Consider the following 25,662-nt stretch of genomic DNA (forward strand, 5'->3'; position numbering starts at 1 on the left):
CGGTGCTACAAATCGATCCCTCGGTCCCGCAGCGCCTTCACCAGCGGCGCATACCACGCCGTCGCCTTGACCAGCCGGAAGCCGAGATTGTCGGGAGGCGTGCCGACGGCGCAGCCGCCACCCTTCGGATCCCGGAAAAAGGATGTCATGGGCGAGCGGTGGTTGCCGACGGTGACATAGACGCCGCACGCATCTTCGCTGCGAAGAATCGTGTTGTCCTTGTCGAGCATGACCCGGCGATGGCATGTATCGGTCCATTCCCAGACATTGCCGCCGAAATCCGACAGCCCGTACTCGTTCTCTCCGAAACTGCCGAGAACGCGCGGAACGGGATCGCGCTTCGAGCGCTCCGCGGCCTCGCGGCGGTAGTCCGCGAGCCAGCGGATGGCCGGATTGCTGCCGTCGTCCTCGAGGCCGAAGGCGTCGTCGGGGAAACTCTTGCCGGCTGCGAAGGCCAGTTGCTGGTCGGTCGGCAGCGACCATAGTTCGCCGGTCTTGTCCGACAGCCACCGGGCATAGGCCCGGGCATCGTCATAATTGACGCCCGTCACCGGGACGTTTCCGAGATCGTACGCCACACCTACGGGCGCGCTGCAGACTCCTTCGGAAACGCAGGCGGTATATTCCGACAAAGAGACCTGGTGCTTCATGATGGTCAGCGGCCAGGTTTCGGTGACCGTGCGCATCGGCGCATCGGTCACGTAGTTTGCCCGCAGGAATTCCCCGTCTTCGCGGTAGGCGAACGTCCGCGGCGCGATGGTGACCGTCTGCGGCTGGAAAAGCTGGGCAGTGGCCGGTGCTTCGGCAAGGAAGCCTGTCTGGTGGGCTATGCCGCCGGCAAGGGCAGCGAGGACCGCAACGGGGAGGAGTGTCTGGAGGATCGGACTTGTGAGCTTGGCGCGGAAGGTTGTCATGGTCGCCCCCAAAGGCGAAGCGGCCCGCATGGCCAGACGATGATCAAAGGGGCTGCCGCACGTGGAGATGCGGCAGCCAGGTCTGCGGGCCGAAGGTGCCGGCCCGCATGGGTCTCATGACCTAGCTCCCCGAAGGAGCCCGAACCGATGTCATGAGATCGTCGTTCCAGTCGCCGGTCACGGTGAAGTGCCCCGCCGCACCGAGTTCGAACGCCTCGATCAGGTTGTGGTTCACATAGGCGTAGATGCCGGGCTGCTGGAACGTGTAGTACGCAGCCCCTGCCGTGCCGCCCGGGATGAACCAGGTTTCCTGGTCGCGATCCGGCACGTTGTTGAACTTGCCGGTCTGCCAGACGTAGTCACCGTGTCCGCCGATCAGGTGCGGGCGGGTGTCGCGGTTGGCCTGCGAATGGACGACCAGTACCCGCTCGCCGACGGCTGCCTTCAGCGCGTTCTCGCCGGTGAGCGCACCGACGGCCCCGTTGAAGACGACGTGGCTCGGTGTGAGCGTCCGCATGACTGCGAGCGTATCGGCATAGGCATCGCCGTTGCTCTCGTACTTCTTGTAGTTTCCGTTCTCGTCCTTCGGCACGTAGAAGTCCTGCTCGCCGACATAGTAGACGCGATCGTAGACGAGTTCCTTGCCGTGGCCGTCCGTCAGGCCTTCGCGCGGCAGCACCATGATCGCGCCGTTCATGCCCGAGGTGACGTGCCAGGGCACCATTCCCGGAGGTGCGCAATGGTAGACGAAGACGCCGGCCTTGGTGGCCTTGAAGCGAAGGACAGCACTTTCACCCGGGTTGACGATCGTCAATGCACCGCCGCCCAGGGCGCCTGTCGCCGAATGGAAGTCGATGTTGTGCTGCAGCGTGTTGGTCTCGGGATTGACGAGCGTCACCTCGACGTAGTCGTCCTGGTGGACCACCATCAGCGGGCCGGGGACCGATCCGTTGAAGGTCATGGCGTGGACCTCGGTTCCGGCGTCGTCGAGGATCATTTTCTTTTCCTCGATCGTCAGCGTGAACTCGACGACCTTGGGGCCGCCTTCGGCCTTCTGGGTGTGCTCGTGAACGAAGGGTGGCTTGACGAGCTCTACCTTGACGTGCGGCAGCGTCGACAGGTCGGCCGGCTTCATCGCTGCGGGAGGAGCCTCTTCGGCCTGGGCGAATGTTGCCGTAATGATCGGCGTCATGGCTCCCGCGAACGCAGCGCCAGCCAATATCGAGCGTCTGGTCATCTGGAAGTGTTCAGTCATCGGTCTTCTCCTTGAACAGGAGCGGGCTATCCCGTTCCGTTGGAGAAAAATCTACGCCACTCGCTAAGGTGGTCTTTGATCCTCGACAAACTTTACTGCGCGATTGCTTGCGAGATATCAAAGAAGGGTGCGACATTTTGTTTACTGATCGCCCTGAATACAGGAGCGACCGCAAGATGAGCACTTCGACACCGAATGTAAGGACTGGAGGTATTCCGCGCGGGCTCGCGCGCACCGGGCCGGTTCTCTTTTCCTATGGCTTCCGCCCGTTCTTCCTCGGAGGTGCGCTCTGGGCGATCGCCGCCATGGCGCTGTGGATCGCAGCACTTACGGGCTGGCTGGATTTCGCGTCGGAATATGGCGCCCATCACTGGCATGCCCACGAGATGCTCTTCGGCTACGCCTCGGCCGTCCTGGCCGGCTTCCTGCTGACGGCCGTGCCCAACTGGACCGGGCGCCTGCCGGTGTCCGGCTGGCCGCTCTTTTTCCTTTTCCTGCTCTGGGCCGGGGGCAGGGTGGCTTTCCTCGCCTCGGATGCCATCGGGGTTAATCTTGCTGTCGCAGCCGACATGATCTTCCTGCCCGCACTCCTCTATATTTGCGTGCGCGAAGTCGTCGCCGGGAAAAAGTGGAACGACCTGAAGGTGACGGCCGGTCTTCTGGCGCTGTCGCTCGCCAATGCCTGCTTCCACTACGAAGTCATCATGGGCGAACATCCCGACAGGGCCTATCGGCTTGCGATCGCCGCCTATGTCGGCCTGGTGATGGTCATCGGCGGCCGGATCATTCCGAGTTTCACCCGGAACTGGATCAACAAGCAGGGACGGACGGACTTTCCCGTTCCCTACAACCGCTTCGACGCCGCCTCGATCGCCATCGGCATCGTCGCGCTCGGCCTCTGGATCGCGCTGCCGGAAAGCATTGTCACGGCGATCGGCGCAGCCGTGGCCGCAGCCTTGCATGCGATGCGGCTCTTTCGCTGGCGCGGCTGGACGACGTTTTCCGAAACACTCGTCGCGATCCTGCACGTCGCCTATGCCTTCGTTCCGCTGGGCTTCCTGGCGATCTCGCTCTCGGCCATCGGCCTCGTGGATCCGACCGCGACGCTGCATGTCATGACGATCGGCACGGTCGCAGCCATGATGGTCGCCGTGATGACCCGGGCGACGCGCGGCCATACCGGGCGCGAGCTGACGGCATCGACGCTGACCACGATCTCCTACGCCGCGATCGTCCTTTGCGCATTCGCGCGGCCCGCCGCCGGCCTGCTGCCCGACCATGCCGCAACGATCTATGCGGTATCCGGCATCCTGTGGCTGGCCTCCTTCAGCCTCTTCGTCGTCGAATACGCGCCCATGCTGGTGAAAGGCCGCCGCTGGTAGGTCGGGTTGCCCGAACAGAACTCCGGCGGGCAGCGCGGAAACGCTGCCCGCCGGACTACGAGGAATGCGCGGCAAACTGCCCGACAGGGCCGAAATCGTCGTGATCGTCTAGCCCGCGCGCCGGCCGATGGCCAAGAAGGCCAAAAGGGCAAGGCTGCCGCAAATGGCGGCTATCGAGAGCGACAGGACTTCGCCGAGAGGCTTGATGGCGATGGCGAAGGCGAAAGGCGCCATCGCCGAAACGATCAGCCGCGCGGATGTGATCTTGCCCTGAAGGCGCCCATACCCTTCGCTTCCGAACAGCGACAACGGCAGCGTGCCCGACACGATGCTGAAGAGCCCGCTTCCGAACCCGAACAACACGGCAAACCCCATCGCACCAACCATGGACGGGGCCGTCGCCGCCAGGACGGCGATCGCGGCAGCCATCAGCAGCGCCGATATCGCCGCCAGCACGAGCGGCTGGAGGTCTCGACCCAGCAGCATGTTGATCAGTCGGCTGGCGACCTGCGCAGGGCCGAACAGGGTGCCGACGAGCGCTGCCGCGGCTCCGAGGCCGAGGCCCGACAGCAGGGGAACCATGTGGACGAGGACGGCGGAACTCACCAGGGCCTGCAACGAGAAACCGACGATCATGAGGACAAATCCGGATCTCCTCTTCTCCGGCGGCAGGGAGCCCTCGACCTTGCGCACCTCTGTCGTCGAGGCGTTGCCGCGCACGGGTCTCGCCGTGCGCGCCAGCCAGGCATGCACCGGCAGGCATACCAGGGCATTCATGCCCGCGAAGACCAGATAGATCTGTTGCCATGACAGGGAGGCGTGCAGGGCGCTGGTGACCGGCCAGAAGATCGTGGAGGCGAACCCGGCGATCAGCGTCAGGTAGGTGATGCTCCGCAAGGCGACGTTCGGCGCGATCTGGACGAGGAGCGCGAAGGCGGCTCCATACTGGACGAAGTTGGCGGCCACCTCGATGACGACCAGCGCCACCAGGAAGGACGGCCGGTTCGGCGATGCCGCACAGCCGATGAGCGCCAGCGCCGCCACCAGCGAACCCACCGCCATGATCCGCCCCGCGCCGAACCGGTCGATCCAGCCGCCGATCGACGGCGAGACGAGGCCGCCGACCAGCAGCGCCACCGACAGCGCGCCGAACATCCACTCGACCGGCAGGCCGTAGCCCCGCGCCATGTCGGGCGCGAGGATGCTGAAGCTGTAATACAGCGTACCGTATCCGATGATCTGCGTGACGCCCAGGCCGAGAACGGCACCGACTGGCAGGCGATGGGGTGTCATATCGATTTCAGCGACGTCCGCTTTTCCAGATCGGCGGCTTTCTCCTTGCGCTCGCTGTAGCGGTCGGTCAGGTAGGCGGACGCATCGCGGGTCAGCAACGTGAACTTCACCAACTCCTCGCAGACGTCGACGACGCGGTCGTAGAAGGACGACGGTTTCATGCGCCCGTCGGCGTCGAACTCCTGGTAAGCCTTGGCCACCGACGACTGGTTCGGGATCGTCAGCATCCTCATCCAGTGGCCGAGGACGCGCATCTGGTTGACCGCGTTGAAGGACTGGCTGCCGCCCGACACCTCCATCACTGCCAGCGTCTTGCCCTGCGTCGGCCGAACCGACCCGATCGCAAGCGGAATCCAGTCGATCTGAGCCTTCATGATGCCCGTCATCGCGCCGTGGCGCTCCGGGCTGACCCAGACCTGGCCCTCGGACCACTCGGACAGTTCGCGCAGTTCCTGCACCTTGGCGTGGCTGGCCGGAACTTCGTCTGGCAACGGCAGCCCTTTCGGATCGTAGACCCGGACCTCGCATCCGAAATGCTCGAGAAGCCTGCGCGCCTCGTGGGCGAGAAAGCGGCTGTAGGACACCTCACGCAGAGACCCGTAGAGGATCAGGATGCGCGGCTTGTGCGTCGAGAATGGCGGGCGGAGCGCTTCCAGGTCCGGCGCCCGGAGATGTTCGGCGGCGGCGGCAGGCAGATCAGACAATGCGCTTGCCCTCCGCGTCGATCACCTGCTCGCCGTCTTCCTTGGCGAACGGTCCCTTGTGCGTGTCCGGCAGGACGTCGAGAACGACTTCCGACGGCCGGCTGAGACGGGTGCCCATCGGCGTCACCACGAAGGGACGGTTGATCAGGATCGGATCCTTCAGCATGGCGTCGAGCAACTGGTCGTCCGTCAGCGCCGGATCGTCGAGGCCAAGGTCGGCATAGGGCGTTCCTTTCTCGCGGATCGCCTCCCGGACCGTCAGTCCGGCGTCGGAGATCATCCTGGCCAGTTCGTCGCGCGATGGCGGCGTCTTCAGGTATTCGATCACTGTCGGCTCGATCCCGGCATTGCGGATCAGTTCCAGCGTGTTGCGGGAGGTGCCGCAGGCGGGGTTGTGATAGATGACGACGTTCATGGTCACGGCCTTCCGGTTGGAGCTATGGGGTTCTTGTCGCTGCGTCGGTCGTCGAACAGCCAGCCCGCCAGCATCGCCGCCGCCAGGGCACCGGCGACTTCGGCGACGACGAATGCCGGAAGATCGGCGGGGCGGATGCCGGCGAAGGTGTCGGTCAGGCTCCGCGCGACCGCGACGGCGGGATTGGCGAAAGAGGTGGAGGCCGTGAACCAGTAGGCGGCCGTGATGTAGAGCCCGACCAGCATCGGAACCGCCTCGATCCTGTAGCGCAGGCCACCGAGGATCGTCAGAAGCAGACCGAAGCTCGCGACGAATTCCGCGATCCACTGGCCCTGTCCGGTTCTGGCTGTTTCCGACACCTGCAGCAGCGGAAGCTCGAACATCAGATGGGCGAGCCAGGCGCCGAGGATCCCGCCGAGAACCTGGGCGATCACGTAGGGCCCCAGCTCCCTCGCGGCCAATTCGCGGCGCGCGGCGAAGACCACGCTCACGGCGGGATTGAGATGCGCGCCGGAGATCGGTCCGAGGATCATGACGAGGACGACCAGGATCGCGCCCGTCGGCAGCGTGTTGGCGAGGAGCGCGAGCGCGTCGTCCGTGGTCCGCATGTCGGCCATGGTGCCCGAGCCGACGACCGTGGCGACGAGGATGCCCGTCCCGAGGAGTTCGGCAGCGAGCCTGCGCGACAGCGACGCCTTCATTCGGTCACACAGCACGCCGGAGCCGGGATAGCCGGGGCACAGATGTCGGGATGCCCCCCGCAGCAGTCGTCCATGAGGAACCGCACCAGGCCACCGAGCGCATCGTAGCTGGCGGTATAGATGATCGAGCGGGACTCGCGCTGCTGGCCGATCAGGCCGGCATGGTCAAGTTCCTTGAGATGGAACGAGATATTGGACGGCGAGACGCCGATCTTCTCGGCGAGGGCGCCGGCCGACATTCCGCCGGGACCGGCCACCACGAGCATGCGCACGATCTGGAGCCTGGTCTCCTGCGACAGGGCGGCAAACGACGCCAGGGCTTGACGGTCATCCATGATTCAATGATCCTTGAAATATTGAAATCAAGCGATAGCGCCGATGGCCGCGGTCGGCAAGACAATTTTATTGCCCTGCGACGACGCGCGGGAAAGGATGGCGATGCGGATCAGGATCGCCTGACACAATTCCTTCATGAGAAACCGGGAAAACGACGCCTGGTCGGCCATCGGCGGTGTCGACTGGAAGGGGTTGTCGATGAGTACGCTGCAAGACGTGGCGTTGAGAGCGGGCTGCTCGGTTGCGACCGCGAGCCGCGCGCTCACCCGGAACGGCTGCGTCAGCGACGCGATGATCCGCAAGGTGCGGCGCGCGGCAGCGGAGCTTGGCTACCGCCAATCGCCCGCCGGCGGCAAGGCGGGGCGGCGGGTCATAGGCGTCCTCGTGCCGAGCGTCACCAATCCTGTCTTCTCCTCCTCCCTCTCCAGCATCGAGAACAGGATGCTGATCGCCGGCCATGGCGTGGTGATCGCGCAGTCCCACTATGATCCTGCCAGAGAGGCCGATGCCGTCACGGCACTCCTGACCGATCGGCCCACCGGTCTGATCCTCACCCTGTGCGATCCGGGGAACACCGGGCACCTGCCGCCCGACCTGCCGCCCACCGTGCTCCTCGGCAACCGCCCCGCCGCCGCCTTTCCGGCTGCGGTCTGTGTCGACAATGTCGGGGCGGGCCACGAATTGACCCGGTTCCTGCTGGACCTCGGCCATCGCCGGATCCTGTTCGTCTCGGGAAACTTCACCGCCTCCGACCGCGCCCGGTCGCGGCACGAAGGCTATCTGCAGGCCGTGACGGATGCGGGCGTCGAGCCGCTGGAGGCGATGCAGATCGCCTTTGTCGGCGGCTACAGCCAGCTCGAGCTCGATACCGTGCTCTCCCGGTCTTCGCCCACCGCGATCATCGCCTCCAACGATCTCCTGGCCTTCGGCGTCATCGGCGCGCTGCGGCGCGAGGGGCTGTGCGTGCCGCGCGACGTCTCTGTCGCAGGGTTTGACGGCATCGAGATGGGGCAGATGCTGGACCCGCCGCTGACGACGATCGAAATGCCCGACGCCAGCATGGGGACGACGGCGGCGTCGCTGCTGCTGGACATTGCCGGCAACGGAGCGCCGGCCCGGCATTTCGATTTCGACTACCAACTGCGGCGCGGCGGCACCGTGCGCGCCCTGTAGCAAGGAGAAGGCCGCCGCAGTGGAGATTGCGGCGACCTTCGCTCATCGGTTCAAGGAAGTGCTCAACTGCGCGGCAGCAGGCGCTTCACCTCGTCGGCAGCGTCATTGAGCGCTTCGTCCGGCGTTGCCGACTGGTCGACGACGCGCGAGGTGTTATCGACGATCGTCTGGGTCACGCGGACGCCGTTGGAGCCGGGGAAGGCGTACCAGGGGATCATGCGCGGCATTTGCTTCAGGCCGGCCTGGAACAGCGGGTTCTCCTTGTAGAAGTCGCCGAGGTATTCCGGGGACTTCGCGGCGAGCTCGTTGTTCGGAACGTAGCCGGTGCCGGGGACGACGACCGAGGCGCCGTAGGGGCCGGCCGCGAACTTGGCGAACTTCCAGGCTGCGTCCTGCTTGGCTTCGTCGTGGGTCAGGATGACGACGGCATTGCCGCCGGTCGGCAGCTTGCCGTTCTCCGGGTCGAGAAGCGGGATCTCGGCCGTGCGCAGGTCGAACTTGTCGCCGACGTTCTTGATGGTGTTGCGCAGCGCGCCGGTGGTCTGGAAGGCAAAGCCGACCTTGCCAGCGACGAAGGCCTGCTCGCCGGCCTGCTTGGTGAAGACCGGCATGCCGGCTTCCTTGACCAGGCGGTCGATCAGCTGAAACGCCTTCTGGCCTTCCGGACCGTTGAAGGTCACTTCGCTCTCGTCCTCGCTCAGCATCGTACCGCCGGCGCCGAACAGCAGCGCGGAGAACATCCAGTCGTCGCCCTGCCAGCGGAAGTCGACCGAGTCGACGCCGTTGCCGAGCGCCTTGATCCTGGCGCCGAGTTCGATGACTTCGTCCCAGGTCTTCGGCGGCTGGTCCGGATTGCCGCCGGCAGCCTTAACCAGGTCGGCGTTGTAGTACATGATCGGGTTGGAGGTGGCGAAGGCGAGGCCCACCTGCTTGCCGTTGACCTGGGCGAGCTTCAGGATCGTGTCGGAGAAGCCCTGCTCGGCCATGCTGGCGTCCTTGGCGATCAGCGGGCCCATGTCGACCGGAATGCTGCGCTCGTCGGCCATGCGCAGGCGGTTGAGGCCGATGAAGGTGATGTCCGGCATCTCGTCGGTGCCGGCCTGGCGCATGATGGTCTGGATGCCTTCCTCGTAGGTGGCGGAAGGGTTGGCGAACTGGATCTTGATGTCCGGGTTCTCTTCCATGAACTTCGTCGAGATCGTGTCCATCACGTCCTTGAAGAAGCCCGGCATCGGATAGTGGACGGTCAGCGTCGTCTCGGCGTGGGCCGGAAACGTCACCGACAGGGTGATCGCTGCTGTGGCAAGGAATTGCTTGAAGTGCTTCATGGATGGCTCCTGTTGAAGGCCGGTCAACCCTTGAGACCGGTCATGGTGATGCCCTCGACGAAGCGCTTCTGCGCGAGCAGGAATGCGGCGACGAGGGGGAAGGTGATGATCAGCGTGGCGGCCATCAGCGCGCCGTAGTCGTCGCCGGCTTCGGCGGCGCGGAAGTAGAGCAGGCCGAGCGGCGGCGTGGCATAGGCCTGGTTCGAGACCACGATCAGCGGCCAGTAGAGGTCGTTCCAGTGGGCCACCACCGAGAAGATCGAAAACGCTGTGACGGCCGGCCAGGCATTGGGCACGATCACGCGGGCGATGATGCCGGGCTCGCTCATGCCGTCGAGACGCGCGGCATGGATGAGGTCGTCCGGCATGGCGCGGAAGAACTGCAGGAATAGGAAGATGCCGAACACCGAGATGGTGAAGGGCGCGACCAGCGCCACGTAGCTGTTGAGCGCCCCGGCCCGGTCGAACGCCACATAGAGCGGAAGTGCAGTGGCGTGGATCGGCACCAGCAGGCCGAGCATGACCAGCACCATCAGGGCGCGGGCGGCGCGGAACTTCAGCTTCGCCATGGCATAGGCGCAGGGGATGGCGATCACCACCTGGAAGACGAGGATCAGCGCGCAGACGACGACGCCGTTCATCAAAAGCCGGCCCATCGACACCCGCGACAGCGCCTTGGCGAAGTTCTGCACGTAGAACCATTGCTGCGGGATCAGCGACAGCGACGAGGTGAAGATGTCGCTCTGCGCCTTGCCGGCGGTCGAGACCATGAAGATGTAGGGCGCGAGGAAGACGAGGGCGCCGAGGCCGAGGATGGAAAGCCGGGCGACGCGGCCGGGCGTGAAGCTTGCAGAGGTCATGAGTAGTGCACCTGCCTGTCCTGGACGCGGTATTGCAGGAACATCAGCACGACGAGGATGGCGAGGAAGACGACCGTCATCGCCGATGCGTAGCCGACGCGCAGGTAGACGAAACCTTCCTGGTAGATGGTGAAGAGCAGCACTTCGGAGGCCTTGTTCGGCCCGCCTTCGGTGAGCGTCTTGACCGTCTCGAACACCTTCACCGAATTGATGATGCTGATGGTTGTGACGAACAGCGTGGTCGGTCCCAGCATCGGCCAGGTGACCAGCCGGAAGCGGTCCCAGCCGGATTTCGCGCCGTCGACCTCGGCTGCGGCATAGAGTTCGCGCGGAATGGCGGTAAGGCCGGCCAGGAAGAGCACGAGGTTGAAGCCGACCGACTGCCAGACACCGATGATCGACAGGCTGTAGAGCACGGTCGAGGAGGCCCCGAGCCAGTTCGGGCCGGGAATGCCGAAGGTGGCCAGCATGGCGTTGATCGGACCGATGCTCGGGTGGAAAAGATACTGCCAGACCGTCGCCATCGCCACCAGCAGCGAGGCTACGGGAAGAAAATAGGCGGTGCGGAAGAAGGACCGGCCGATGCCCTCCGCCTCGATCAGCATGGCAAGTCCGAGCGCCATGAAGATGGAGACGGGCGTGACGATGCCGGCATAGACGGCGGTGTTCCATAGCGAACGCTGGAAGGTGCGGTCGTCGAAAAGCTCGGCATAGTTCTCCAGGCCCACGAAACGGAAGTCGGCATAGCCGAGCTCGAAATCGGTGAAGCCGAGGCCGATCACCGCGGCCACCGGCAGGATGATGAAGACGAGCACGAGCAGGAGCGCGGGCGCGGCGAGCAGCCAGGCAATGCGGGCCTCGCGCTGCTCCGGCGTGCCGGCGCGCGGCACGGTTCCTGCTAGGCCAGTGGAAGGGGCCGCGAGATCAGCCATGCAGCGCCTCCCGCGTAACGATGCTGGAGAGCGGGGCGGCGGCGAGGCGACTGCCGTCTTTCGAGAAGACGAAGATATGCCGGGCATCCGCCGTAAGCCGCACCGGCACGCCGGGCGAAAGGTCCGCCCCTTCGGCCGGGGTGACCTTGGCGACCATGGTCTCGCCGATCGCGTCGAGCCGGCAGTAGACGATGACTTCCGAGCCGAGGAATTCCAGCCGCTCGATGCGGGCCGGCAGGCCCTCGTTGCCCTGGCGCGAGACGCTGACGAATTCCGGCCGGATACCGAGCGTTACCGCCGATCCGGCCGCAGCCGCCCGGTCGACCAGGCGGCAGCGCGTGCCGCCGAGTGCGACGGTCGCGCCGTCCTCGACCTGGGAGGCGATCAGGTTGATTCGTGGCTGGCCGATGAATTTCGCCACTTCGACATGCTGCGGATCCTCGTAGATCACCTGCGGGGAGGCGAGTTGCAGTAGCGATCCGCCGATCATCACGGCCACGCGATCGGCCATCGAGAGCGCTTCGGCCTGGTCGTGGGTGACGTAGAGGGTCGGCACGCCGGCGCGACGATGCAGGTCGACGATCTCGCCGCGGGCGTGCACGCGCAGGTTCGCATCGAGGTTGGACAGCGGCTCGTCCATGAGGAAGATCGACGGACGGCGCACCATGGCGCGGGCGAGCGCCACGCGCTGCCGCTGGCCTCCGGACATCTGGCCCGGCTTGCGGTCGAGCAGGTGATCGATCTTGAGCGATGCCGCCATGTCGCGTACGTCGCGATGGATGTCCGCGACCGCCTTGCGCTGGCCGGGCATCATCCGGCCGAGAAAGGGCAGGCGCCGGGCGCGCGTCAGGCGTCGCATCACCAGCGGCACGGCGATGTTCTGCGCCGCCGTAAGGTGCGGATAGAGCGCGTAGGACTGGAACACCATGGCGATGTTGCGATCGGCGGCATGGGCCGCGGTCATGTCGCGGCCGGCGATGAGGATATCGCCGCTGTCGGCCGTCTCGAGCCCGGCGAGGATGCGCAGCAGGGTGCTCTTGCCGCATCCCGAAGGGCCGACCAGGGCGATGAATTCGCCAGGCCCGGCATCCAGCGTCACACCCTTCAAGATGTGGTTGCCGCCGAAGGACTTCTCGATGTTGCGAAGCGAGAGCGCGCTCATTCGGCGGCCGCCTTGGCGACCTTGTGGGCCGATCGCGGATAGACCTCGTGGACGACCTCGTCAATCACGTGCGCGGTCATGCCCGGAACGGCGACGATCTCGCTGCGGACGTTGTCTGCGAAGGTGTGGACGACCGCGCCGACCAGGCGTTCGCCCGGCATCTCGCGTTCCAGCTTGTCGATGACGAAGGCGGCGGACGGTCCCCAGGTGATCGCGGTGTTGTCGAACCGCCCCTGCCAGGCCCAGTGCAGGTGGCCGCTGGCGAACAGCGCCACGTCATGGGCGGCAATCAGGTCGGTGAGGCGCTTGCGCTGCACCGGCCGCACGCTCCAATAGCCGGTGTCGCCCTCGTCCGGCGCATCGACGAACAGGGGCTTGTGGGAGAACAGCGCCAGCCGGCGTCCGTCGCGCTCTTCGAAGGCGGTCTGCAACCATTCGAACTGTGCTTCTTCCTCTTCGTCCTCGTGACCGAGAAGAAGCGCATTGAGCCCGACGAGACGCCAGCCGTTCGCATCCTCGACGAAGCGGTCGCCGCCGACGATGCGGCGCCAGCGCCCGAGGCGTTCGGCGTTGACCGGCTGGTCCATGTGGGCGAAATGTCCGACGTCGTGGTTGCCGGGCACGATCAGCATCGGCACCTTCACCTGCCGCATCAGTTCCATCGAGAAGGTGATGTCGGCTTCCTTGTCGGCCCCATCCACCGTCAGGTCGCCGGTATGGACGACGAGATCGGCGCCGCTGTCTTCGATGAAGTTCAGGAGCGGCGCCCAGTTGCCGTTGAAATGGGTCTTCTCGGGGCTGAAATGGGTGTCGGTGATCTGGATGACTTTCATGGGGCCGCTTCTCCGGGCCGGAGCGTCTCAGACTGTCGGACGCGCCGTAGGGCAGGCCCTAGCCGGCTCTCGTGTCAGCGCTGTAACGGTCTTTTCCAATTCCCTTCCAATTTTGTCACAAACGGCAGCGATCGGCGTCCGGACGCGCCGGCCGCGGCCTGCGAGCGGGAAACGTCCGTGGGGATGGCGAAGCTTTGCTGGAGTGGGCTTTCGGCAAGGGGTGAGGCCCACTGTGGGCCATCGAGCGACTGCCGGGCGGACCCCGGATTTCGCCTCGATTCCGGCCGGAACGACGCTCGCCGCCGCCAGATGATGCCGATTGGTTACGCCGCTTGCGCAAAAGTGAATAGATCGCGGGTCAAGCACGTCTATTTCGTTGCTGCGGGTCTTATAAATTAATTATACCGGTTTTATATGATTTTCGCACTTGGGTGCCAATAACATCGCGTGACGCGGCGTACGCGTCGGCGCTTCCGGGCGTATCCGGATACGATATAGATGCTGATGAAAGCGGATTGAGATGCTGACGAAAAAGGGAAAATACGGCCTGAAGGCGCTTGTGGACCTGGCGCGGCTGGAACCGGGCGAAACGGCTTTCGTCAGCGAGATTGCGCTGCGCAACAATATCCCGAAGAAGTTTCTCGACACGATCCTGCTGGAGCTTCGCAATGCCGGCATGCTGCGCTCCAAGAAGGGGCCCGGCGGCGGCTATGCGCTGTCCCATCCGGCCTCCGAAATCCGCATCGGCCATGCCATCCGCGTCCTCGACGGTCCGTTGGCGCCGATCCGCTGCGCCAGCCGCACCGCCTTCGAGGCCTGCGAGGACTGTGCCGACCCCGAGACCTGTCAGGTGCGCCGGGCGATGACCGACGTCCGCGATGCGATCGCCTCGATCCTCGACACCATGACGCTTAGTCAGTTCGTCTCGGCGCCGGATGCCGTGTCCATTATCGATGATAACGAGCCGCAGAAGCGGACGGGCTGAGCCCGCCGCGCGCGGCGTGAGGCGTCGGTAACAAGTCCATCCTGAAAGGTTACTCGATCGTCGGCGCAAAGCTGCCGTAGCGGCCGTTGTTGTAGACGAGCGACTGGCCGCTGCCGGAAAGCACCTCGACGACGCGGCCGAGGATGATGCCGTGGCTGTGGCGTTCGATGATCTCCTCGACCTCGCAATCGATCGAGGCGAGCGCGCCGATCAGGACCGGGGCGCCGCTGATCCGCGTCGTCCAGCTTGCCCCCTCGTAGCGGGCCTCGCCCTTCGCCCCGTCGAACCCTGCAAACCGGTTGGCCACCGCCTCGTGCCCGCCGGCGAGGATGTTGACGCAGAAGTGGCCATAGCGGCGGATGATGGGGAAGGTGGACGAGGAGCGGTTGATGTTGACGATCATCGTCGGCGGCTCGACCGACAGGGCGGTCGCCGAGGTCACCGTCGCCCCCGTCCGGTCCGGCCCGACGCCCGCGCTGATCACCGACACGGCCCCCGATACGCTGCGCATGGCCGATTTCAGCAGGCTCGGGTCGATGAAGGTGGACCCTTGCGCACGGACTTCGTCGCGCTCGTCCCGCGTCAGCCTGGCCATGTTCATTCCTGCTCTCCTGTCTCCGCCCCCGGCGAAGGGGCTCGAATTTCGGGGCGAGAATGCTGGCGCGGAATTTTATTGTCAACCAAATTTATGTAATTTATGTTCTGCGTCCGGCGGCACCCGATGCTCTAGGGGCGGCGCCGGACATGCGAAATCAGGAGCATCGAGACATGCCTGCCGCGCCCGAAAAGATCAACGTTTTCTGGTTTCTTCCGACACACGGGGACAGCCGCTATCTCGGCACCCCGCTTGGCGGGCGCAATGTCGACCTCGCCTATCTGCGGCAGGTGGCGCAGGCTGCGGATGCGCTCGGCTACTACGGCGTGCTGCTCCCGACCGGGCGCAGTTGCGAGGACAGCTGGGTCGTCGCCTCGGCGCTGGCACCCCTGACGGAGAAGCTACGGTTCCTCGTCGCCGTGCGGCCGGGCCTTCTGTCGCCGACGCTCGCCGCCCGGATGACCGCCACGCTCGACCGCATCTCCAACGGCCGGCTGCTCATCAATGTCGTGACCGGCGGCGACCCGATCGAGAACAAGGGCGACGGCATCCATCTCTCCCACGAGGACCGCTACGCCGTCACCGAGGAGTTCCTCGACATCTACAAGAAGGTGCTTTCCGGCCAGACCGTCGACCACAAGGGCCGGCATTTCGACATCGAGGACGGGCGGCTGCTCTTCCCGCCGGTGCAGACGCCCCATCCGCCGCTCTATTTCGGCGGCTCGTCGGGGGTCGGCCAGCAGGTGGCGGCGCGTACGATCGACAAGTACCTGACCTGGGGCGAGCCGCCGGAGGAGGTCGCCGGCAAGATCGCCGAGGTGCGCAAGCTCGCCGAGGACGCGGGCAGGGATGTGACGTTCGGCATCCGCCTGCACGTCATCGTGCGCGAGACGGCCAGCGAGGCCTGGCAGGCGGCCGACGATCTCATCCGGCATGTCGACGATGCGACGATCGAGGCGGCGCAGAAGGTTTTTTCGCGTATGGATTCGGCCGGCCAGCGCCGCATGAGCGCGCTTCACGGCGGTCGGCGCGACAGGCTGGAGGTAGCGCCCAACCTCTGGGCGGGCGTGGGGCTCGTGCGGGGCGGGGCCGGCACGGCGCTGGTCGGCGATCCCGGCCAGGTCAGGGCGCGCATCGAGGAGTATCGGCGGATCGGCATCGACAGCTTCATCTTCTCCGGCTACCCTCACCTGGAAGAGGCCTATCGCTTCGGGGAACTGGTCATGCCGCATCTTCCGCTCAACCATGTCATTCCGGCACGCCAGGCGCCCATCGACACCGGTTCCTTCGGTGAATCGATCGCTGGCGACCATCGTCCGGCGCTGAAGGTTTCGCAGTCGTGAGCCGCGCCTCCTCGATGCCGGTCGTTGCCATTATCGGCGGCGGCTTCACCGGCGCAGCGCTGGCCTACCATCTCGTCCACGGGATTTCAGCTGGTTCGGCGCGCATAGTGATGTTCGAGCCCCGGCAACTCATCGGCGGCGGCCTCGCCTACGACACCGACGAGGCCGTCCACCGCATCAACGTTCCGGCAACCCGCATGTCGCTCTTTCCCGGCGACGAGGAGCATTTCCCGCGCTGGCTGGAGGAGACGGGCGCGCTTCGGCACGACCCGGAGGCCGTGACGACGGATGGCCGCGTGTTTCCGCGGCGCGGCGCCTTCGGCCGCTATGTCCACGCCCATCTCGCCCCGCTGGTGGCCGACGGCAGCCTGGAGCACCGCAAGGCGCGCGTGCGCTCGGTCACGGCCGCAAGTCAGGGACGCTGGCGCCTGGAGGCGGATGACGGTTCCGAGACGGTCGCCGACATCGTCGTCGTCGCCACCACCCATCCGAGCCCGCAGGCACCGTTCGCGCTGGCGCGCGCGCTCACGGGCCACCCGCGCTACGTGGCGGACACCACCGTGCCCCGGGCGCTCTCCGTCATCCGGCCGGACGACAGGGTACTGGTGGTCGGGGCGGGCCTGACGGCCGCCGACGTGATTGCAGCGCTCGATGCCGCCGGCCATCGCGGCGCGATCGCGGCGATCTCGCGCAGGGGACTGCGCTCGCGCGGGCACAACCCCCTGCCGCAGGAGCCTTTCGGCGATTTCATGACACAGCCGAGCCGGACTGCGCTGGGCCTGCTTCGGGCCACGCGTCGCGCCGTCGCCGAGGCTGCGGCCGAGGGCATCTCCTGGCATGCGGTCTTCGACCGGCTGCGCGCAGAGGGGGGCGAGATCTGGAAGGCGCTGCCGGTGGCCGAGCGCCGCCGTCTCGTGCGCTTCCTGCGGCCATACTGGGACGTGCATCGCTTCCGGATCGCCCCACAGGTCGAAGCGGCGATCGAAGGGCGGCTCGCTGACGGCCGCCTGACGTTCCGCGCCGCGTCGATTGCGGGCGTGGAGGTCTCGGGCGATGGCGAGATCGCCGTCCGGCTCCGCGCGCGGCAGGAAAAGGGCGCGAGCGAGGAACGCTACGACGCCGTCGTCGTGACCACCGGCCCGGGGCATGCCGGCATCCTCGCCAGCCAGCCCTACCTCGCCGGGCTTGCAGCCGACGGGCGGCTGCGTGCCGACCCGGTGGGACTCGGCATCGAGGTCGATGGGGAAAGTCGCGCCATCGATGCCGGCGGGCTGCCGGAACGCTCGCTCTATGTCGCAGGCCCGCTTGCGCGCGGCACGTTCGGAGAATTGATGGGGTTGCCGCAGGTCACCGAGCACGCGGTCTTCGTGGCCGATCGGGTGGCTGCGGACATCCGCTCGCTCACTGAAGCGAACACGGCCGTCCCGCAGCGCCAGGTGAGTTGACCTCTCAAACTCGGATCTAGTCTTCCTCGGGCGGAAGGCGATGCGCCGCCAGCCGCAGGGCGCCGGTCTCGCGCAGGATATCGGCAATAGCCGGGGCGAGATCGTCGTGCGCCTTCGCCGGGGTACCGGGCGCGCGCGGCCGGGCCGTCGCAGCAGCCCCGCGTGCGGCATCGACGGCGGTGACGAAGGCGTCCGCCGCGGCCAGGAATGCATTCGTCCGGTGCAGGTCTGCAAGGCCGATCTGGGCGGCGTCGATCGCACGGCCCGCCTGCTCGACCGCAGCACCCGCAGCGGCAAGCCGGGCGGAGGCGAGCCCGATCGCCACCGGATCTGCATCGTCGTCGGAGAGGGCTATCTGCAGGGAAAGACGCCCGGCGCCGAGATGCGTTGCGGCCTGCAGCAGCAGGTCCAGCGCATGCGGCACGTCGCTGCGCGTGGTGTCGGCGACCGCATGCAGCAGTGTGCCGGCCTCGACGAGCACGTCCTTGACGAGGACGTGCTCCGGCCGCGAGGTGCCCCGGGCCGTCGGCTCGCAACTGTTGGCGACGTAGTGCAGCCCGTCGATGCGGGTCGGCAGCAGAACCAGTGCCGTCTTGCCCGCTTCGCTCCTTGTTGGCACCAGCACCCAGTCGGCGTGTCGTGCACAGGGGGTACAGAGCAACTCTCCGCCCATCCGCCAGCCGACGCCGGTTGGCATCAGCGACAGGGCGGTGGCCGTCCCGCCGTCGCGCTGCACGGGCGTCGCCATCGACAGCCGCGCCCCGGCCAGCGCCGCCGGGAAAAGCGTCGTCTGCTGCCCCTCGGAGCCATGGCTGCGCAGATGCTCGAGCGCCACGAAATGCGCAGCCAGGACTTCGCCGAGCGCGGCCGAACGTTGCGATGCAAGCGCGCAGATCTCGGCAAGAACGGTGTTGGAGACGTCGATGCCGCCGTGCTCGGTCGGCACCGACACGCCGAACAGCCCGGACCGGCCGACCAGCTCCAGCCGGGCCTCCTGGCTGTCGAAGGCGCTGTCGGTCCCGGCGGGCTCGAAGGTGGCGGCAATGGAGGCGGCGACGCTGATCGCTTCGTCTTCCGCGCCGATGAGAGCGGCGGTGCGGACAGGATGGCCAATCGCGGGCGAGAACGTACCCATGTCGACTGCTCCTTGCATCATGCGGTTTCAGGACGCACAGGCTTTACAGGGGTAGAAAGACCATATTCTATAGAGATTGTATAGATTGGTTTTGCTATTTTCGGGCCGAATTGAGGCATTTTGACCGGGTATATCGGGCGATAAAACTCTATAAAAGCTATGTATTTTATTAATTCCGGCCGGCGATTGCGGTCGGATCGTGACAATCCGGCCGGGCCGGAAAAGGGGGTCAAATGCTTTCGCTTCGTTCCATCGTCCTCGGCCTTGCCGCAGCCGCCTTTGCAGCCGTCGGGCTGGCGCATGCAGACGAGCCGACCGAGATCCGCATCGACTGGGCGACGTACAACCCGGTGAGCCTCGTCCTGAAGAAGGAAGGCCTGCTGGAGAAGGAGTTCGAGAAGGACGGCATCGCCATCACCTGGGTGCAGTCGGCGGGCTCCAACAAGGCGCTGGAGTTCCTGAACGCCAGCTCGCTCGATTTCGGCTCGACCGCGGGCGCGGCAGCCCTCATCGGCCGCATCAACGGCAACCCGGTGAAGTCCGTCTATGTCTATTCCCGTCCCGAATGGACGGCGCTGGTCACCCGCCCCGACGCCGGCATCTCCAGCGTCGCGGACCTGAAGGGCAAGTCTGTCGCCGTCACCCGCGGCACCGACCCGCACATCTTCCTCGTGCGCGCGCTCGCCGACGCCGGTCTGACGGAAAAGGATGTCTCGCTGGTGCTGCTCCAGCATGCCGACGGCAAGCTCGCCCTTTTGCGCGGCGACGTCGACGCCTGGGCCGGCCTCGATCCGCTGATGGCGTCTGCGGAGATCGAGGGCGGCGCCCAGCTCTTCCACCGCAATCCGGACAACAATACCTGGGGCGTGCTGAACGTCCGCGAGGAATTCGCAACCGAGCACCCGGAGATCGTCACCCGCGTCATCGCGACCTACGAGAAGGCGCGCGCCAAGGCGATCGCCGAGCCGGACGCGCTGAAGGCCGCGCTGATCGAGGCCACCAAGCTGCCCGATGCCGTCATCGCGCGGCAGCTCGAGCGCACCGACCTCAGCCATTCGCTGATCGGCGACGCGCAGCGGCAGACGATCGAGGCCGCGGGTCTCGCCCTGCAGCAGGCAGGCGTCGTCGCCGCCGCCGTCGACGTCAAGGCCGTCACCGGTGAACTGGTCGAGCCGAGCTTCGGCGCTTCGATCAGCCAGTAGACGCGGCGACAACACGGAAAGAGGTGAGGCGATGGGGTTTCTCGACCTGGCGGGTGCCGCAGCCCCGGCAGCCGCAACGAAGACGTGCAGGCCGCGCCCGTTCGGGGTCCAGCGGATCGCTGCCGCCTTCGTCCTGCCCATCGCCGCCCTCGTCCTCTGGGAGCTCCTGGTCCGGACGGGTCTTGCGACGGGGCGGCTGATGCCGCCGCCCTCTCGCATCGCCGTCACGCTCTACGATCTGGCCGCAACCGGGGAACTGGTGCGTCACATCGCCGTCACTCTCTGGCGCGTTGTCGTCGGCTTTGTCGCCGGTGCCGCGGCGGGCACGATCGCCGGCGCCCTGACGGGGTATTCGCCGCGGCTCAGCCGCTTCGCCGATCCGACGCTGCAGGCGCTGCGCGCCATCCCCTCGATCGCCTGGGTGCCGCTCTTCATTCTCTGGTTCGGCATCTTCGAGACCTCCAAGGTCGCGCTGATCGCCGTCGGCGTGTTCTTTCCCGTCTATCTCGGCGTCAGCGGCGCGGTCGCCTCCGTCGATCGGAAGATCGTCGAGGTCGGCCGGGTCTTCCGGCTTTCGGGGCCGGCGCTGGTGCGTCGCATCCTCCTGCCGGCGGTGCTGCCGAGCTACGTCGTGGCCCTGCGCTCGGGCCTCGGCCTCGGCTGGATGTTCGTCGTCGCCGCCGAATTCATGGGGGCCTCCGAAGGGCTCGGCTACCTGCTGGTCGACGGCCAGCAGCTCGGCAAGCCCGACCAGATCCTGGCGGCCATCCTCACCTTCGCCGCGGTCGGCAAGCTGACCGATACGCTGCTGGTGCTGGGAACCGCGCCGCTCCTGCGCTGGCAGGACACCTATGGGCGGGATGCCTGAGCCATGCTCGAACTGCAGAACCTGACAAAGGTCTATCCGAACGGCGTCCACGCGCTGGAGGCGTTCTCCCTCACCGTGCGCGAGGGCGAGATCGTCGCCGTGATCGGCGGTTCCGGATGCGGCAAGAGCACGCTCCTGCGCCTGATCGCCGGCCTCGAGCAGCCGTCGCGCGGGCGTGCCGTCCTCGACGGGGCGACGCTTACGCAGCCGCACCCGCTGGTCAACATCATCTTCCAGGAGCCGAGGCTGCTGCCCTGGCTCACGGTTGCCGGCAATGTCGGCTTCGGCCTGGCCGATCTCGCCGCGAACGACCGCGCACTGCGGGTGGAGGAGGCCTTGCTGCGAGTTGGTCTCGCCGGATACGGCGGGCGGTGGGTGAAGGAGCTCTCCGGCGGGCAGGCGCAGCGCGTGGCGATCGCCCGCGCCCTCGTCACCCGTCCGGAGGTGTTGTTGCTCGACGAGCCCTTCTCCGCCCTCGATGCGCTCACGCGCGCGGACCTGCAGGACCATCTGGCCGATCTCTGGGCCGAAAGCGGCACCACCATGATCCTCGTCACGCACGACATCGAGGAGGCGGCCGTTCTTGCCGACCGGATCGTGGTCATGCGGCCCTGGCCGGGCCGCAAGCTCGAGGAGATCGAGATCGCCCTGAAGAGGCCGCGGGAACGCACCGCGCCGGAGGTGGAGGCGCTGAAGCGCCAACTGGTCGCAGCCCTCAACCGCTCGCTGGACCGATCCCCCGGTCGCTCCCCTGGCCGATCCACCGACCGCTCACCGGTTCGCGCCCCCGAAAACGCCCTGGGCAGCGAACCCGTCCGCGTCCCGTTCGTTCCCTGAGCGCGCACCTGCGGCAGTCGCGGCGCCTCACGGCTTCGCTGCGACGGCCTCGGCGGTCGGCCCGGCGGCGCGCGGCGTTACTGCCCATGCCCTGCGTCCGCAGGCTGCCCGGCGGGATCGTGCTTCTTTTCCGGCGCACCGCCCGCGGCCGGGCCGACGGCGAACTCCACGTCGACGGAGCCGGCCTTCTCGAAGGTCAGCGTCGCCTTGACCGTCTCGCCTTCCTTGAAGGGTTGGCCGACGTTCATGAACATGACGTGGTAGCCGCCGGGCTTGAGCTCCACCGTGGCCCCGGCCGGAAGCGCCACGCCGTCCTTCAGTTCGCGCATGACCATGACCTCGCCGTCCATCTTCATCTCGTGCAACTGGGCGTCGCCGGCGCGCGTGGTGACGATGGCGACGAGACGGTCGTCGGCACCGTTGTTGATGATCGTGAGGTAGCCGCCGCCGACTTTCGCCCCCGGCAGCATGGCCCGCGCATGGGGATGGTCGATCTCGATCTGGCCGACCTTGAAGTCGTGCGCCAGGGCAAGGCCCGGCGCGAACAGGAGCAGGGCGAGGGCGAGACGTGTCGAAAAATGCCTCTTCATGATGGTCTCCATTATCTGGTCTTTCTGTGGAAGGGTGGGTTTGTCAGCTCGATGCGCGTTCGAGCGGCTTCCGGATGTGACTTGTTGAACATGAAACTTGATCCGGCCGAGTGCCGGCACAGGCCGCACTTGGCAGTCTGTTCCCGGCGCGACGGAAGGCGCTGCCGCGATCGCGGCAACGGCTCAGGCGTGCAGGCCGGAGGGAGGACCGCGCGGGGCGGTGTTCGGGGGAAAGAGCTGCCGGTAGTGGGCTTCGGTGCGGAAAGCGACATTCCGGTCGGCCTCGGCAAGGATCGGTTCGCCCGCACCGTGCTGCGGCGCGGGTAGCAGCACGGCGGCGGTAAGCCTGCAGGCTTCGCAGCCGGAGCGCCGGTCGCTTTCGCCATGGCTGTCCTTGCCATGCTCGGAAGAGCAGAGGTCCGGCAGAGTACCGTCCGGCAGCACATATTGCGCAAGCTCGGTTGCGGGTATCGGCCGCTGTTGTCCGACCGCCGGTTCGTGCGCGAAGCCGACGAACAGCAGGGCGAGCGTGCAGAGCGCACGCACCATGCAGTGTTCGACAAAGCTCAGACGCCCGACCATGAATTCCCCGGCACCGTTGCGGCACGGGCAACACCATATCCCACGCCGCATCCGCCGTTCAATGCGGCAAACTGGCGTGCGCGGCCTAGGCATCGTGGAAATAATTTTCACCGATTGATGGACTTTGCTAAATCTGACCGGTAATGTCGCAAAATAAGTCCAACACATGAAAATGAATTGCAGGATCCATCATGTCCCGTAAGAAACTGGTGCGTTTGGAAACGGCCGACACCCAGGCCGGCGGCCAGCGGCGGCCCTTCGCCAAGGCCGTCAGGGCCGGCGACTTCGTCTATGTCTCCGGACAGGTCCCGACTGTTGACGGCGAGGTCGTCGTCGGCAACATCGTCGCCCAGACCGAGCAGGTCGTCGCCAACATCAAGGACGTCCTTGCCCTTGCCGACTGCACGCTGGCGGACGTGGTGAAGGTCAACGTCTGGCTCGCCGATGCGCGCGATTTCTCGAGCTTCAACGCCGTCTTCCAGAAGCACTTCATCGATCATCCCCCGGCGCGCTCCACCGTGCAGTCGCCGCTGATGGTCGATGCGAAGGTGGAGATGGACGTCATCGCCTACAAGCCGGTCGACTGACCCCTCCCGGGGCGCAGCCTGTGGCGACGCCTCAGTCGCCCAGCAGTTGCCGATCGTCGCCGTCGCGGTGGCGCACCAGTTCTTCCTTGATACTGCGCAGGGCCCTGATCGCCGTGGTGCGATCGGCATAGGCGACCAGGTTGGCGAGGATGTCGATGGCCGCGAGATAGGCGTAGCGCGTCGACGTGGGACGGAAGATGTTCTTGCCCTCCGGCATTTCGATCGCGATCACCACGTCTGCAGCGGCAGCGACAGGCGAATTGGGCTGGGTGATCACGATCGTCGGAATGGCGGCCTGCCGGAGCAGTTCCAGACAGTGGACGAGGCCGAGGTCGCGGCCGGTAAACGACGAGCCGAACACGACCGTGCCCGGCTGCACGGCGGCCGACATCATGATGTTCATGTTGTGGTCGTTCGAGGCGTTGATGCGGCATCCGAGCCGGAAGAGGCGGTTATGCAGTTCGTTGACGATCATGGCGGAATTTCCGCTCGCGCCGAAAGCCTGGATGAACTCGGCGCCGCGCAGAAGATGAGCGGCCTTGTCGAGTACGACGAGGTCGAGTTGGCGATGAAGTTCGAACAGCGCGTTCTGCGCCTTGGTGACGATGTCTTCGGCGACCTCCTCGGGCGTGGCCGTCGGCGCCTCGGGCTTGAGGTAGCGCAGCCCGACATAGGTCATCCGCGCCAGTTGCACCTTGAAGTCCGAATAGCCCTGGCATCCCAGCCGCCGGCAGAAGCGCGTCACCGTCGGGGGCGAGACGCCCGCCCGCTCGGCAAGCTCGATGATCGACGAGTTGACCACGAATTCCACGTCGTCGAGCACGAGCCGGGCGAGTTTCTTCTCCAGCCCGGACAACTTGCCGTCCTCGTCGGAGAGGCCGTGAAAAAGATCCATAGGGGCTCCCCAAGGCGATGGCGTCGCCTTGGCGATGCCGTTCCAGTGTGAAAATGAATTTCTTCCGAGTGTCTTTTCATAGCATAGTGCGACAGAGCTTCAACGGAAGCGGGTGCTCGGGCGAAAATAAATGACAGCGCCGCAGCAAACGGCGCGTTTCCTCCCCAAGAACGAGGTGTAGCAAATGTTCAATCCATGGCCCGAAGTCGGCACGCCGCTCGATCAGGTCGCAACCCCCATGCCGGTCATCGACGAGGATCGCGTTGCGGCCAACATCGTAAGGGCGCAGCGCTACGTCGAAAGCCACGGCAAGGCGTTCCGTCCGCATATCAAGACGCACAAGATCGCCGCCATCGCGCGCCAGCAGCTCGAGGCCGGCGCCGTCGGCATCAACTGCCAGAAGATCAGCGAGGCGGAGATCTTCGCCGATGCCGGATTCGAGGATATCCTGATCACCTACAACATCCTCGGCACGCCCAAGCTCAAGCGCCTGCGCGCCTTGCAGGAACGGGTGGCGCGCCTTTCCGTGGTGGCGGACAGTGCTGCGGTCGTTGAAGGGCTGGCGGCGACCTTCGAGACGGGCAGGCCGCTTTCCGTCCTGGTCGAATGCGATACCGGCGGCCGGCGCTGCGGCGTGCAGACGCCCGAAGATGCCGCAGCCCTGGCGGAAAGGATCGCTGCCGCGCCCGGCCTTCGCTTTACCGGCATCCTGACCTATCCGGCCGCCGGCGGCGCCCAAAGCGTCGAGGCCTTCATCGTCCGCACCATGGAACTCCTGGCGGCGAAGGGCATCGAATGCCCGGTGCGCTCCAACGGCGGCTCGCCGGACCTGTTTTCCGCCCACCTCGTCCCGTCCGCCACCGAACATCGCGCCGGAACCTACGTCTACAACGACCGCAGCATGGTTCGTGCGGGTCACTGCACGCAGGACGATCTCGCCATGCATATCCTGGCGACCGTGGTCTCCAGGCCGGCGCCCGATCGCGTCGTCCTCGATTGCGGGTCGAAGGCGCTGACCTCCGACCTGCTCGGCTTCAGCGACTACGGCATGATCGAGGGCTTCGAAGGCGCGCGCATCGTCTCCCTGTCGGAGGAGCATGCCGTGGTCGACCTGAAGGACTGCGCGGGCACCTTCGCCGAAGTCGGCGCGATGGTCAGGGTGGTGCCCAACCATACCTGCGTGGTCAGCAACCTCTTCGACCGCATGGTGTTCCATCGCGACGGCGTCGTCACCCGCGTGGAAGCCGTGGACGCGCGCGGCACGGTGTGGTGAAAAGCCCGCCGATGTAAATCTTTCTTCACGCCGGGCC

The 25,662-nt window shown here is 66.1% G+C and carries 28 protein-coding genes; 10 read left to right on the top strand and 18 right to left on the bottom strand.

The window, feature by feature from the left end; translation table 11 throughout:
- Nucleotides 1-5: 5 nt before the first annotated feature.
- Both GGQ64_RS04085 and nirK read right to left on the bottom strand, forming a co-directional pair.
- The gene (locus tag GGQ64_RS04085; protein WP_183799540.1) at nt 6-914 is read right to left on the bottom strand and encodes an SUMF1/EgtB/PvdO family nonheme iron enzyme; all 909 of its coding nucleotides are present in this window, start codon (nt 912-914) and stop codon (nt 6-8) included.
- 121 nt (nt 915-1,035) lie between these two features.
- Nucleotides 1,036-2,169 carry a copper-containing nitrite reductase gene (nirK, locus tag GGQ64_RS04090; protein ID WP_183799543.1) on the bottom strand — a complete coding sequence of 378 codons (1,134 nt, stop codon included), beginning with the start codon at nt 2,167-2,169 and terminating at the stop codon, nt 1,036-1,038.
- 176 nt (nt 2,170-2,345) lie between these two features.
- On the opposite strand from nirK, the gene GGQ64_RS04095 reads away from it, so the two are divergent.
- A complete protein-coding gene (locus GGQ64_RS04095; protein WP_183799544.1) occupies nt 2,346-3,551 on the top strand; it encodes an NnrS family protein in 1,206 nt (401 codons plus the stop codon).
- 108 nt (nt 3,552-3,659) lie between these two features.
- On the opposite strand, the gene arsK is transcribed toward GGQ64_RS04095, so the two are convergent.
- From arsK to GGQ64_RS04125, 6 genes are read right to left on the bottom strand one after another with little or no spacing between them, the layout of a single operon-like run.
- Nucleotides 3,660-4,844 carry an arsenite efflux MFS transporter ArsK gene (arsK, locus tag GGQ64_RS04100; protein ID WP_183799545.1) on the bottom strand — a complete coding sequence of 395 codons (1,185 nt, stop codon included), beginning with the start codon at nt 4,842-4,844 and terminating at the stop codon, nt 3,660-3,662.
- Nucleotides 4,841-5,548, bottom strand: coding sequence for an arsenical resistance protein ArsH (gene arsH / locus GGQ64_RS04105; RefSeq protein ID WP_183799546.1), 708 nt, complete (start codon nt 5,546-5,548; stop codon nt 4,841-4,843). Before arsH ends, arsK begins: the two co-directional genes overlap by 4 nt.
- Nucleotides 5,541-5,963, bottom strand: coding sequence for an arsenate reductase (glutaredoxin) (arsC, locus tag GGQ64_RS04110; RefSeq protein ID WP_183799547.1), 423 nt, complete (start codon nt 5,961-5,963; stop codon nt 5,541-5,543). The genes arsH and arsC overlap by 8 nt, the downstream gene beginning before the upstream one ends.
- A 2-nt stretch (nt 5,964-5,965) precedes the next feature.
- Nucleotides 5,966-6,664, bottom strand: coding sequence for an aquaporin (locus GGQ64_RS04115; RefSeq protein WP_183799548.1), 699 nt, complete (start codon nt 6,662-6,664; stop codon nt 5,966-5,968).
- A complete protein-coding gene (locus tag GGQ64_RS04120; protein WP_183799549.1) occupies nt 6,661-6,999 on the bottom strand; it encodes an ArsR/SmtB family transcription factor in 339 nt (112 codons plus the stop codon). The genes GGQ64_RS04115 and GGQ64_RS04120 overlap by 4 nt, the downstream gene beginning before the upstream one ends.
- A gap of 27 nt (nt 7,000-7,026) precedes the next feature.
- Entirely contained in the window at nt 7,027-7,170 is a 144-nt protein-coding gene (locus tag GGQ64_RS04125) for a hypothetical protein (RefSeq protein ID WP_183799551.1), read from the bottom strand.
- Between the two features lie 28 nt (nt 7,171-7,198).
- Between GGQ64_RS04125 and GGQ64_RS04130 the strand changes: the two genes are divergently transcribed.
- Complete coding sequence (locus GGQ64_RS04130) at nt 7,199-8,173, top strand: substrate-binding domain-containing protein (RefSeq protein WP_183799553.1); 975 nt, start codon at nt 7,199-7,201, stop codon at nt 8,171-8,173.
- A gap of 62 nt (nt 8,174-8,235) precedes the next feature.
- Here the strand turns inward: GGQ64_RS04130 and GGQ64_RS04135 are convergent, their stop codons facing one another.
- The 5 genes from GGQ64_RS04135 to GGQ64_RS04155 are packed head-to-tail and all read right to left on the bottom strand — an operon-like array spanning nt 8,236 to nt 13,288.
- A complete protein-coding gene (locus GGQ64_RS04135; RefSeq protein ID WP_183799555.1) occupies nt 8,236-9,501 on the bottom strand; it encodes an ABC transporter substrate-binding protein in 1,266 nt (421 codons plus the stop codon).
- A gap of 23 nt (nt 9,502-9,524) precedes the next feature.
- Nucleotides 9,525-10,361, bottom strand: a complete 837-nt coding sequence (locus GGQ64_RS04140) for a carbohydrate ABC transporter permease (protein WP_183799557.1) — start codon at nt 10,359-10,361, stop codon at nt 9,525-9,527.
- Complete coding sequence (locus GGQ64_RS04145) at nt 10,358-11,293, bottom strand: carbohydrate ABC transporter permease (RefSeq protein ID WP_183799559.1); 936 nt, start codon at nt 11,291-11,293, stop codon at nt 10,358-10,360. Before GGQ64_RS04145 ends, GGQ64_RS04140 begins: the two co-directional genes overlap by 4 nt.
- The gene (locus GGQ64_RS04150; protein WP_183799561.1) at nt 11,286-12,455 is read right to left on the bottom strand and encodes an ABC transporter ATP-binding protein; all 1,170 of its coding nucleotides are present in this window, start codon (nt 12,453-12,455) and stop codon (nt 11,286-11,288) included. The genes GGQ64_RS04145 and GGQ64_RS04150 overlap by 8 nt, the downstream gene beginning before the upstream one ends.
- Nucleotides 12,452-13,288 carry a metallophosphoesterase family protein gene (locus GGQ64_RS04155; RefSeq protein ID WP_183799564.1) on the bottom strand — a complete coding sequence of 279 codons (837 nt, stop codon included), beginning with the start codon at nt 13,286-13,288 and terminating at the stop codon, nt 12,452-12,454. Before GGQ64_RS04155 ends, GGQ64_RS04150 begins: the two co-directional genes overlap by 4 nt.
- A 520-nt stretch (nt 13,289-13,808) precedes the next feature.
- Between GGQ64_RS04155 and GGQ64_RS04160 the strand changes: the two genes are divergently transcribed.
- The gene (locus tag GGQ64_RS04160) at nt 13,809-14,273 is read left to right on the top strand and encodes an RrF2 family transcriptional regulator (RefSeq protein WP_183799567.1); all 465 of its coding nucleotides are present in this window, start codon (nt 13,809-13,811) and stop codon (nt 14,271-14,273) included.
- Nucleotides 14,274-14,322: 49 nt separating this feature from the next.
- On the opposite strand, the gene GGQ64_RS04165 is transcribed toward GGQ64_RS04160, so the two are convergent.
- A complete protein-coding gene (locus GGQ64_RS04165) occupies nt 14,323-14,868 on the bottom strand; it encodes a flavin reductase family protein (protein WP_183800813.1) in 546 nt (181 codons plus the stop codon).
- A gap of 173 nt (nt 14,869-15,041) precedes the next feature.
- On the opposite strand from GGQ64_RS04165, the gene ssuD reads away from it, so the two are divergent.
- Both ssuD and GGQ64_RS04175 read left to right on the top strand, forming a co-directional pair.
- The gene (gene ssuD, locus GGQ64_RS04170; protein ID WP_183799570.1) at nt 15,042-16,211 is read left to right on the top strand and encodes an FMNH2-dependent alkanesulfonate monooxygenase; all 1,170 of its coding nucleotides are present in this window, start codon (nt 15,042-15,044) and stop codon (nt 16,209-16,211) included.
- A complete protein-coding gene (locus GGQ64_RS04175) occupies nt 16,208-17,656 on the top strand; it encodes an FAD/NAD(P)-binding protein (protein ID WP_343059411.1) in 1,449 nt (482 codons plus the stop codon). The genes ssuD and GGQ64_RS04175 overlap by 4 nt, the downstream gene beginning before the upstream one ends.
- Before the next feature lie 16 nt (nt 17,657-17,672).
- Here the strand turns inward: GGQ64_RS04175 and GGQ64_RS04180 are convergent, their stop codons facing one another.
- Nucleotides 17,673-18,791, bottom strand: coding sequence for an acyl-CoA dehydrogenase family protein (locus GGQ64_RS04180; protein WP_183799572.1), 1,119 nt, complete (start codon nt 18,789-18,791; stop codon nt 17,673-17,675).
- 233 nt (nt 18,792-19,024) lie between these two features.
- Here GGQ64_RS04180 and GGQ64_RS04185 point away from each other — a divergent pair, with 233 nt between their 5' ends.
- Genes GGQ64_RS04185 through GGQ64_RS04195 form a run of 3 tightly spaced genes read left to right on the top strand, consistent with a single transcriptional unit; the run spans nt 19,025 to nt 21,698 of the window.
- On the top strand, nt 19,025-19,993 hold the full coding sequence (locus tag GGQ64_RS04185) for an aliphatic sulfonate ABC transporter substrate-binding protein (protein ID WP_183799575.1): 969 nt from the start codon (nt 19,025-19,027) through the stop codon (nt 19,991-19,993).
- Nucleotides 19,994-20,024: 31 nt separating this feature from the next.
- Nucleotides 20,025-20,861, top strand: a complete 837-nt coding sequence (locus tag GGQ64_RS04190; RefSeq protein WP_183799578.1) for an ABC transporter permease — start codon at nt 20,025-20,027, stop codon at nt 20,859-20,861.
- Between the two features lie 3 nt (nt 20,862-20,864).
- The gene (locus tag GGQ64_RS04195) at nt 20,865-21,698 is read left to right on the top strand and encodes an ABC transporter ATP-binding protein (RefSeq protein WP_183799581.1); all 834 of its coding nucleotides are present in this window, start codon (nt 20,865-20,867) and stop codon (nt 21,696-21,698) included.
- Nucleotides 21,699-21,775: 77 nt separating this feature from the next.
- Here the strand turns inward: GGQ64_RS04195 and GGQ64_RS04200 are convergent, their stop codons facing one another.
- Nucleotides 21,776-22,288: a copper chaperone PCu(A)C gene (locus GGQ64_RS04200; protein ID WP_246422324.1), complete on the bottom strand. Its 513-nt coding sequence runs from the start codon at nt 22,286-22,288 to the stop codon at nt 21,776-21,778.
- 183 nt (nt 22,289-22,471) lie between these two features.
- A complete protein-coding gene (locus GGQ64_RS04205) occupies nt 22,472-22,870 on the bottom strand; it encodes a hypothetical protein (protein WP_183799586.1) in 399 nt (132 codons plus the stop codon).
- Nucleotides 22,871-23,061: 191 nt separating this feature from the next.
- Between GGQ64_RS04205 and GGQ64_RS04210 the strand changes: the two genes are divergently transcribed.
- On the top strand, nt 23,062-23,457 hold the full coding sequence (locus GGQ64_RS04210; protein ID WP_183799589.1) for a RidA family protein: 396 nt from the start codon (nt 23,062-23,064) through the stop codon (nt 23,455-23,457).
- Nucleotides 23,458-23,488: 31 nt separating this feature from the next.
- Here GGQ64_RS04210 and GGQ64_RS04215 read toward each other — a convergent pair whose 3' ends face one another.
- On the bottom strand, nt 23,489-24,352 hold the full coding sequence (locus GGQ64_RS04215) for a MurR/RpiR family transcriptional regulator (protein WP_183799592.1): 864 nt from the start codon (nt 24,350-24,352) through the stop codon (nt 23,489-23,491).
- Between the two features lie 184 nt (nt 24,353-24,536).
- Between GGQ64_RS04215 and GGQ64_RS04220 the strand changes: the two genes are divergently transcribed.
- Nucleotides 24,537-25,625 (top strand): D-TA family PLP-dependent enzyme, encoded by a 1,089-nt coding sequence (locus GGQ64_RS04220; protein WP_183799595.1) that lies wholly within the window; start codon nt 24,537-24,539, stop codon nt 25,623-25,625.
- Nucleotides 25,626-25,662 lie beyond the last annotated feature (37 nt).

This window comes from Mycoplana azooxidifex (assembly GCF_014196765.1).
Taxonomy (GTDB): domain Bacteria; phylum Pseudomonadota; class Alphaproteobacteria; order Rhizobiales; family Rhizobiaceae; genus Mycoplana; species Mycoplana azooxidifex.

Coding starts and splice junctions, on each gene's coding strand:
- GGQ64_RS04085 (WP_183799540.1), bottom strand. CDS start 914: ATGACAACCTTCCGCGCCAAGCTCACAAGTCCGATCCTCCAGACACTC.
- nirK (WP_183799543.1), bottom strand. CDS start 2,169: ATGACTGAACACTTCCAGATGACCAGACGCTCGATATTGGCTGGCGCT.
- GGQ64_RS04095 (WP_183799544.1), top strand. CDS start 2,346: ATGAGCACTTCGACACCGAATGTAAGGACTGGAGGTATTCCGCGCGGG.
- arsK (WP_183799545.1), bottom strand. CDS start 4,844: ATGACACCCCATCGCCTGCCAGTCGGTGCCGTTCTCGGCCTGGGCGTC.
- arsC (WP_183799547.1), bottom strand. CDS start 5,963: ATGAACGTCGTCATCTATCACAACCCCGCCTGCGGCACCTCCCGCAAC.
- GGQ64_RS04115 (WP_183799548.1), bottom strand. CDS start 6,664: ATGAAGGCGTCGCTGTCGCGCAGGCTCGCTGCCGAACTCCTCGGGACG.
- GGQ64_RS04120 (WP_183799549.1), bottom strand. CDS start 6,999: ATGGATGACCGTCAAGCCCTGGCGTCGTTTGCCGCCCTGTCGCAGGAG.
- GGQ64_RS04125 (WP_183799551.1), bottom strand. CDS start 7,170: ATGGCCGACCAGGCGTCGTTTTCCCGGTTTCTCATGAAGGAATTGTGT.
- GGQ64_RS04130 (WP_183799553.1), top strand. CDS start 7,199: ATGAGTACGCTGCAAGACGTGGCGTTGAGAGCGGGCTGCTCGGTTGCG.
- GGQ64_RS04135 (WP_183799555.1), bottom strand. CDS start 9,501: ATGAAGCACTTCAAGCAATTCCTTGCCACAGCAGCGATCACCCTGTCG.
- GGQ64_RS04140 (WP_183799557.1), bottom strand. CDS start 10,361: ATGACCTCTGCAAGCTTCACGCCCGGCCGCGTCGCCCGGCTTTCCATC.
- GGQ64_RS04145 (WP_183799559.1), bottom strand. CDS start 11,293: ATGGCTGATCTCGCGGCCCCTTCCACTGGCCTAGCAGGAACCGTGCCG.
- GGQ64_RS04150 (WP_183799561.1), bottom strand. CDS start 12,455: ATGAGCGCGCTCTCGCTTCGCAACATCGAGAAGTCCTTCGGCGGCAAC.
- GGQ64_RS04155 (WP_183799564.1), bottom strand. CDS start 13,288: ATGAAAGTCATCCAGATCACCGACACCCATTTCAGCCCCGAGAAGACC.
- GGQ64_RS04160 (WP_183799567.1), top strand. CDS start 13,809: ATGCTGACGAAAAAGGGAAAATACGGCCTGAAGGCGCTTGTGGACCTG.
- GGQ64_RS04165 (WP_183800813.1), bottom strand. CDS start 14,868: ATGGCCAGGCTGACGCGGGACGAGCGCGACGAAGTCCGTGCGCAAGGG.
- ssuD (WP_183799570.1), top strand. CDS start 15,042: ATGCCTGCCGCGCCCGAAAAGATCAACGTTTTCTGGTTTCTTCCGACA.
- GGQ64_RS04180 (WP_183799572.1), bottom strand. CDS start 18,791: ATGGGTACGTTCTCGCCCGCGATTGGCCATCCTGTCCGCACCGCCGCT.
- GGQ64_RS04185 (WP_183799575.1), top strand. CDS start 19,025: ATGCTTTCGCTTCGTTCCATCGTCCTCGGCCTTGCCGCAGCCGCCTTT.
- GGQ64_RS04190 (WP_183799578.1), top strand. CDS start 20,025: ATGGGGTTTCTCGACCTGGCGGGTGCCGCAGCCCCGGCAGCCGCAACG.
- GGQ64_RS04195 (WP_183799581.1), top strand. CDS start 20,865: ATGCTCGAACTGCAGAACCTGACAAAGGTCTATCCGAACGGCGTCCAC.
- GGQ64_RS04200 (WP_246422324.1), bottom strand. CDS start 22,288: ATGAAGAGGCATTTTTCGACACGTCTCGCCCTCGCCCTGCTCCTGTTC.
- GGQ64_RS04205 (WP_183799586.1), bottom strand. CDS start 22,870: ATGGTCGGGCGTCTGAGCTTTGTCGAACACTGCATGGTGCGTGCGCTC.
- GGQ64_RS04210 (WP_183799589.1), top strand. CDS start 23,062: ATGTCCCGTAAGAAACTGGTGCGTTTGGAAACGGCCGACACCCAGGCC.
- GGQ64_RS04215 (WP_183799592.1), bottom strand. CDS start 24,352: ATGGATCTTTTTCACGGCCTCTCCGACGAGGACGGCAAGTTGTCCGGG.
- GGQ64_RS04220 (WP_183799595.1), top strand. CDS start 24,537: ATGTTCAATCCATGGCCCGAAGTCGGCACGCCGCTCGATCAGGTCGCA.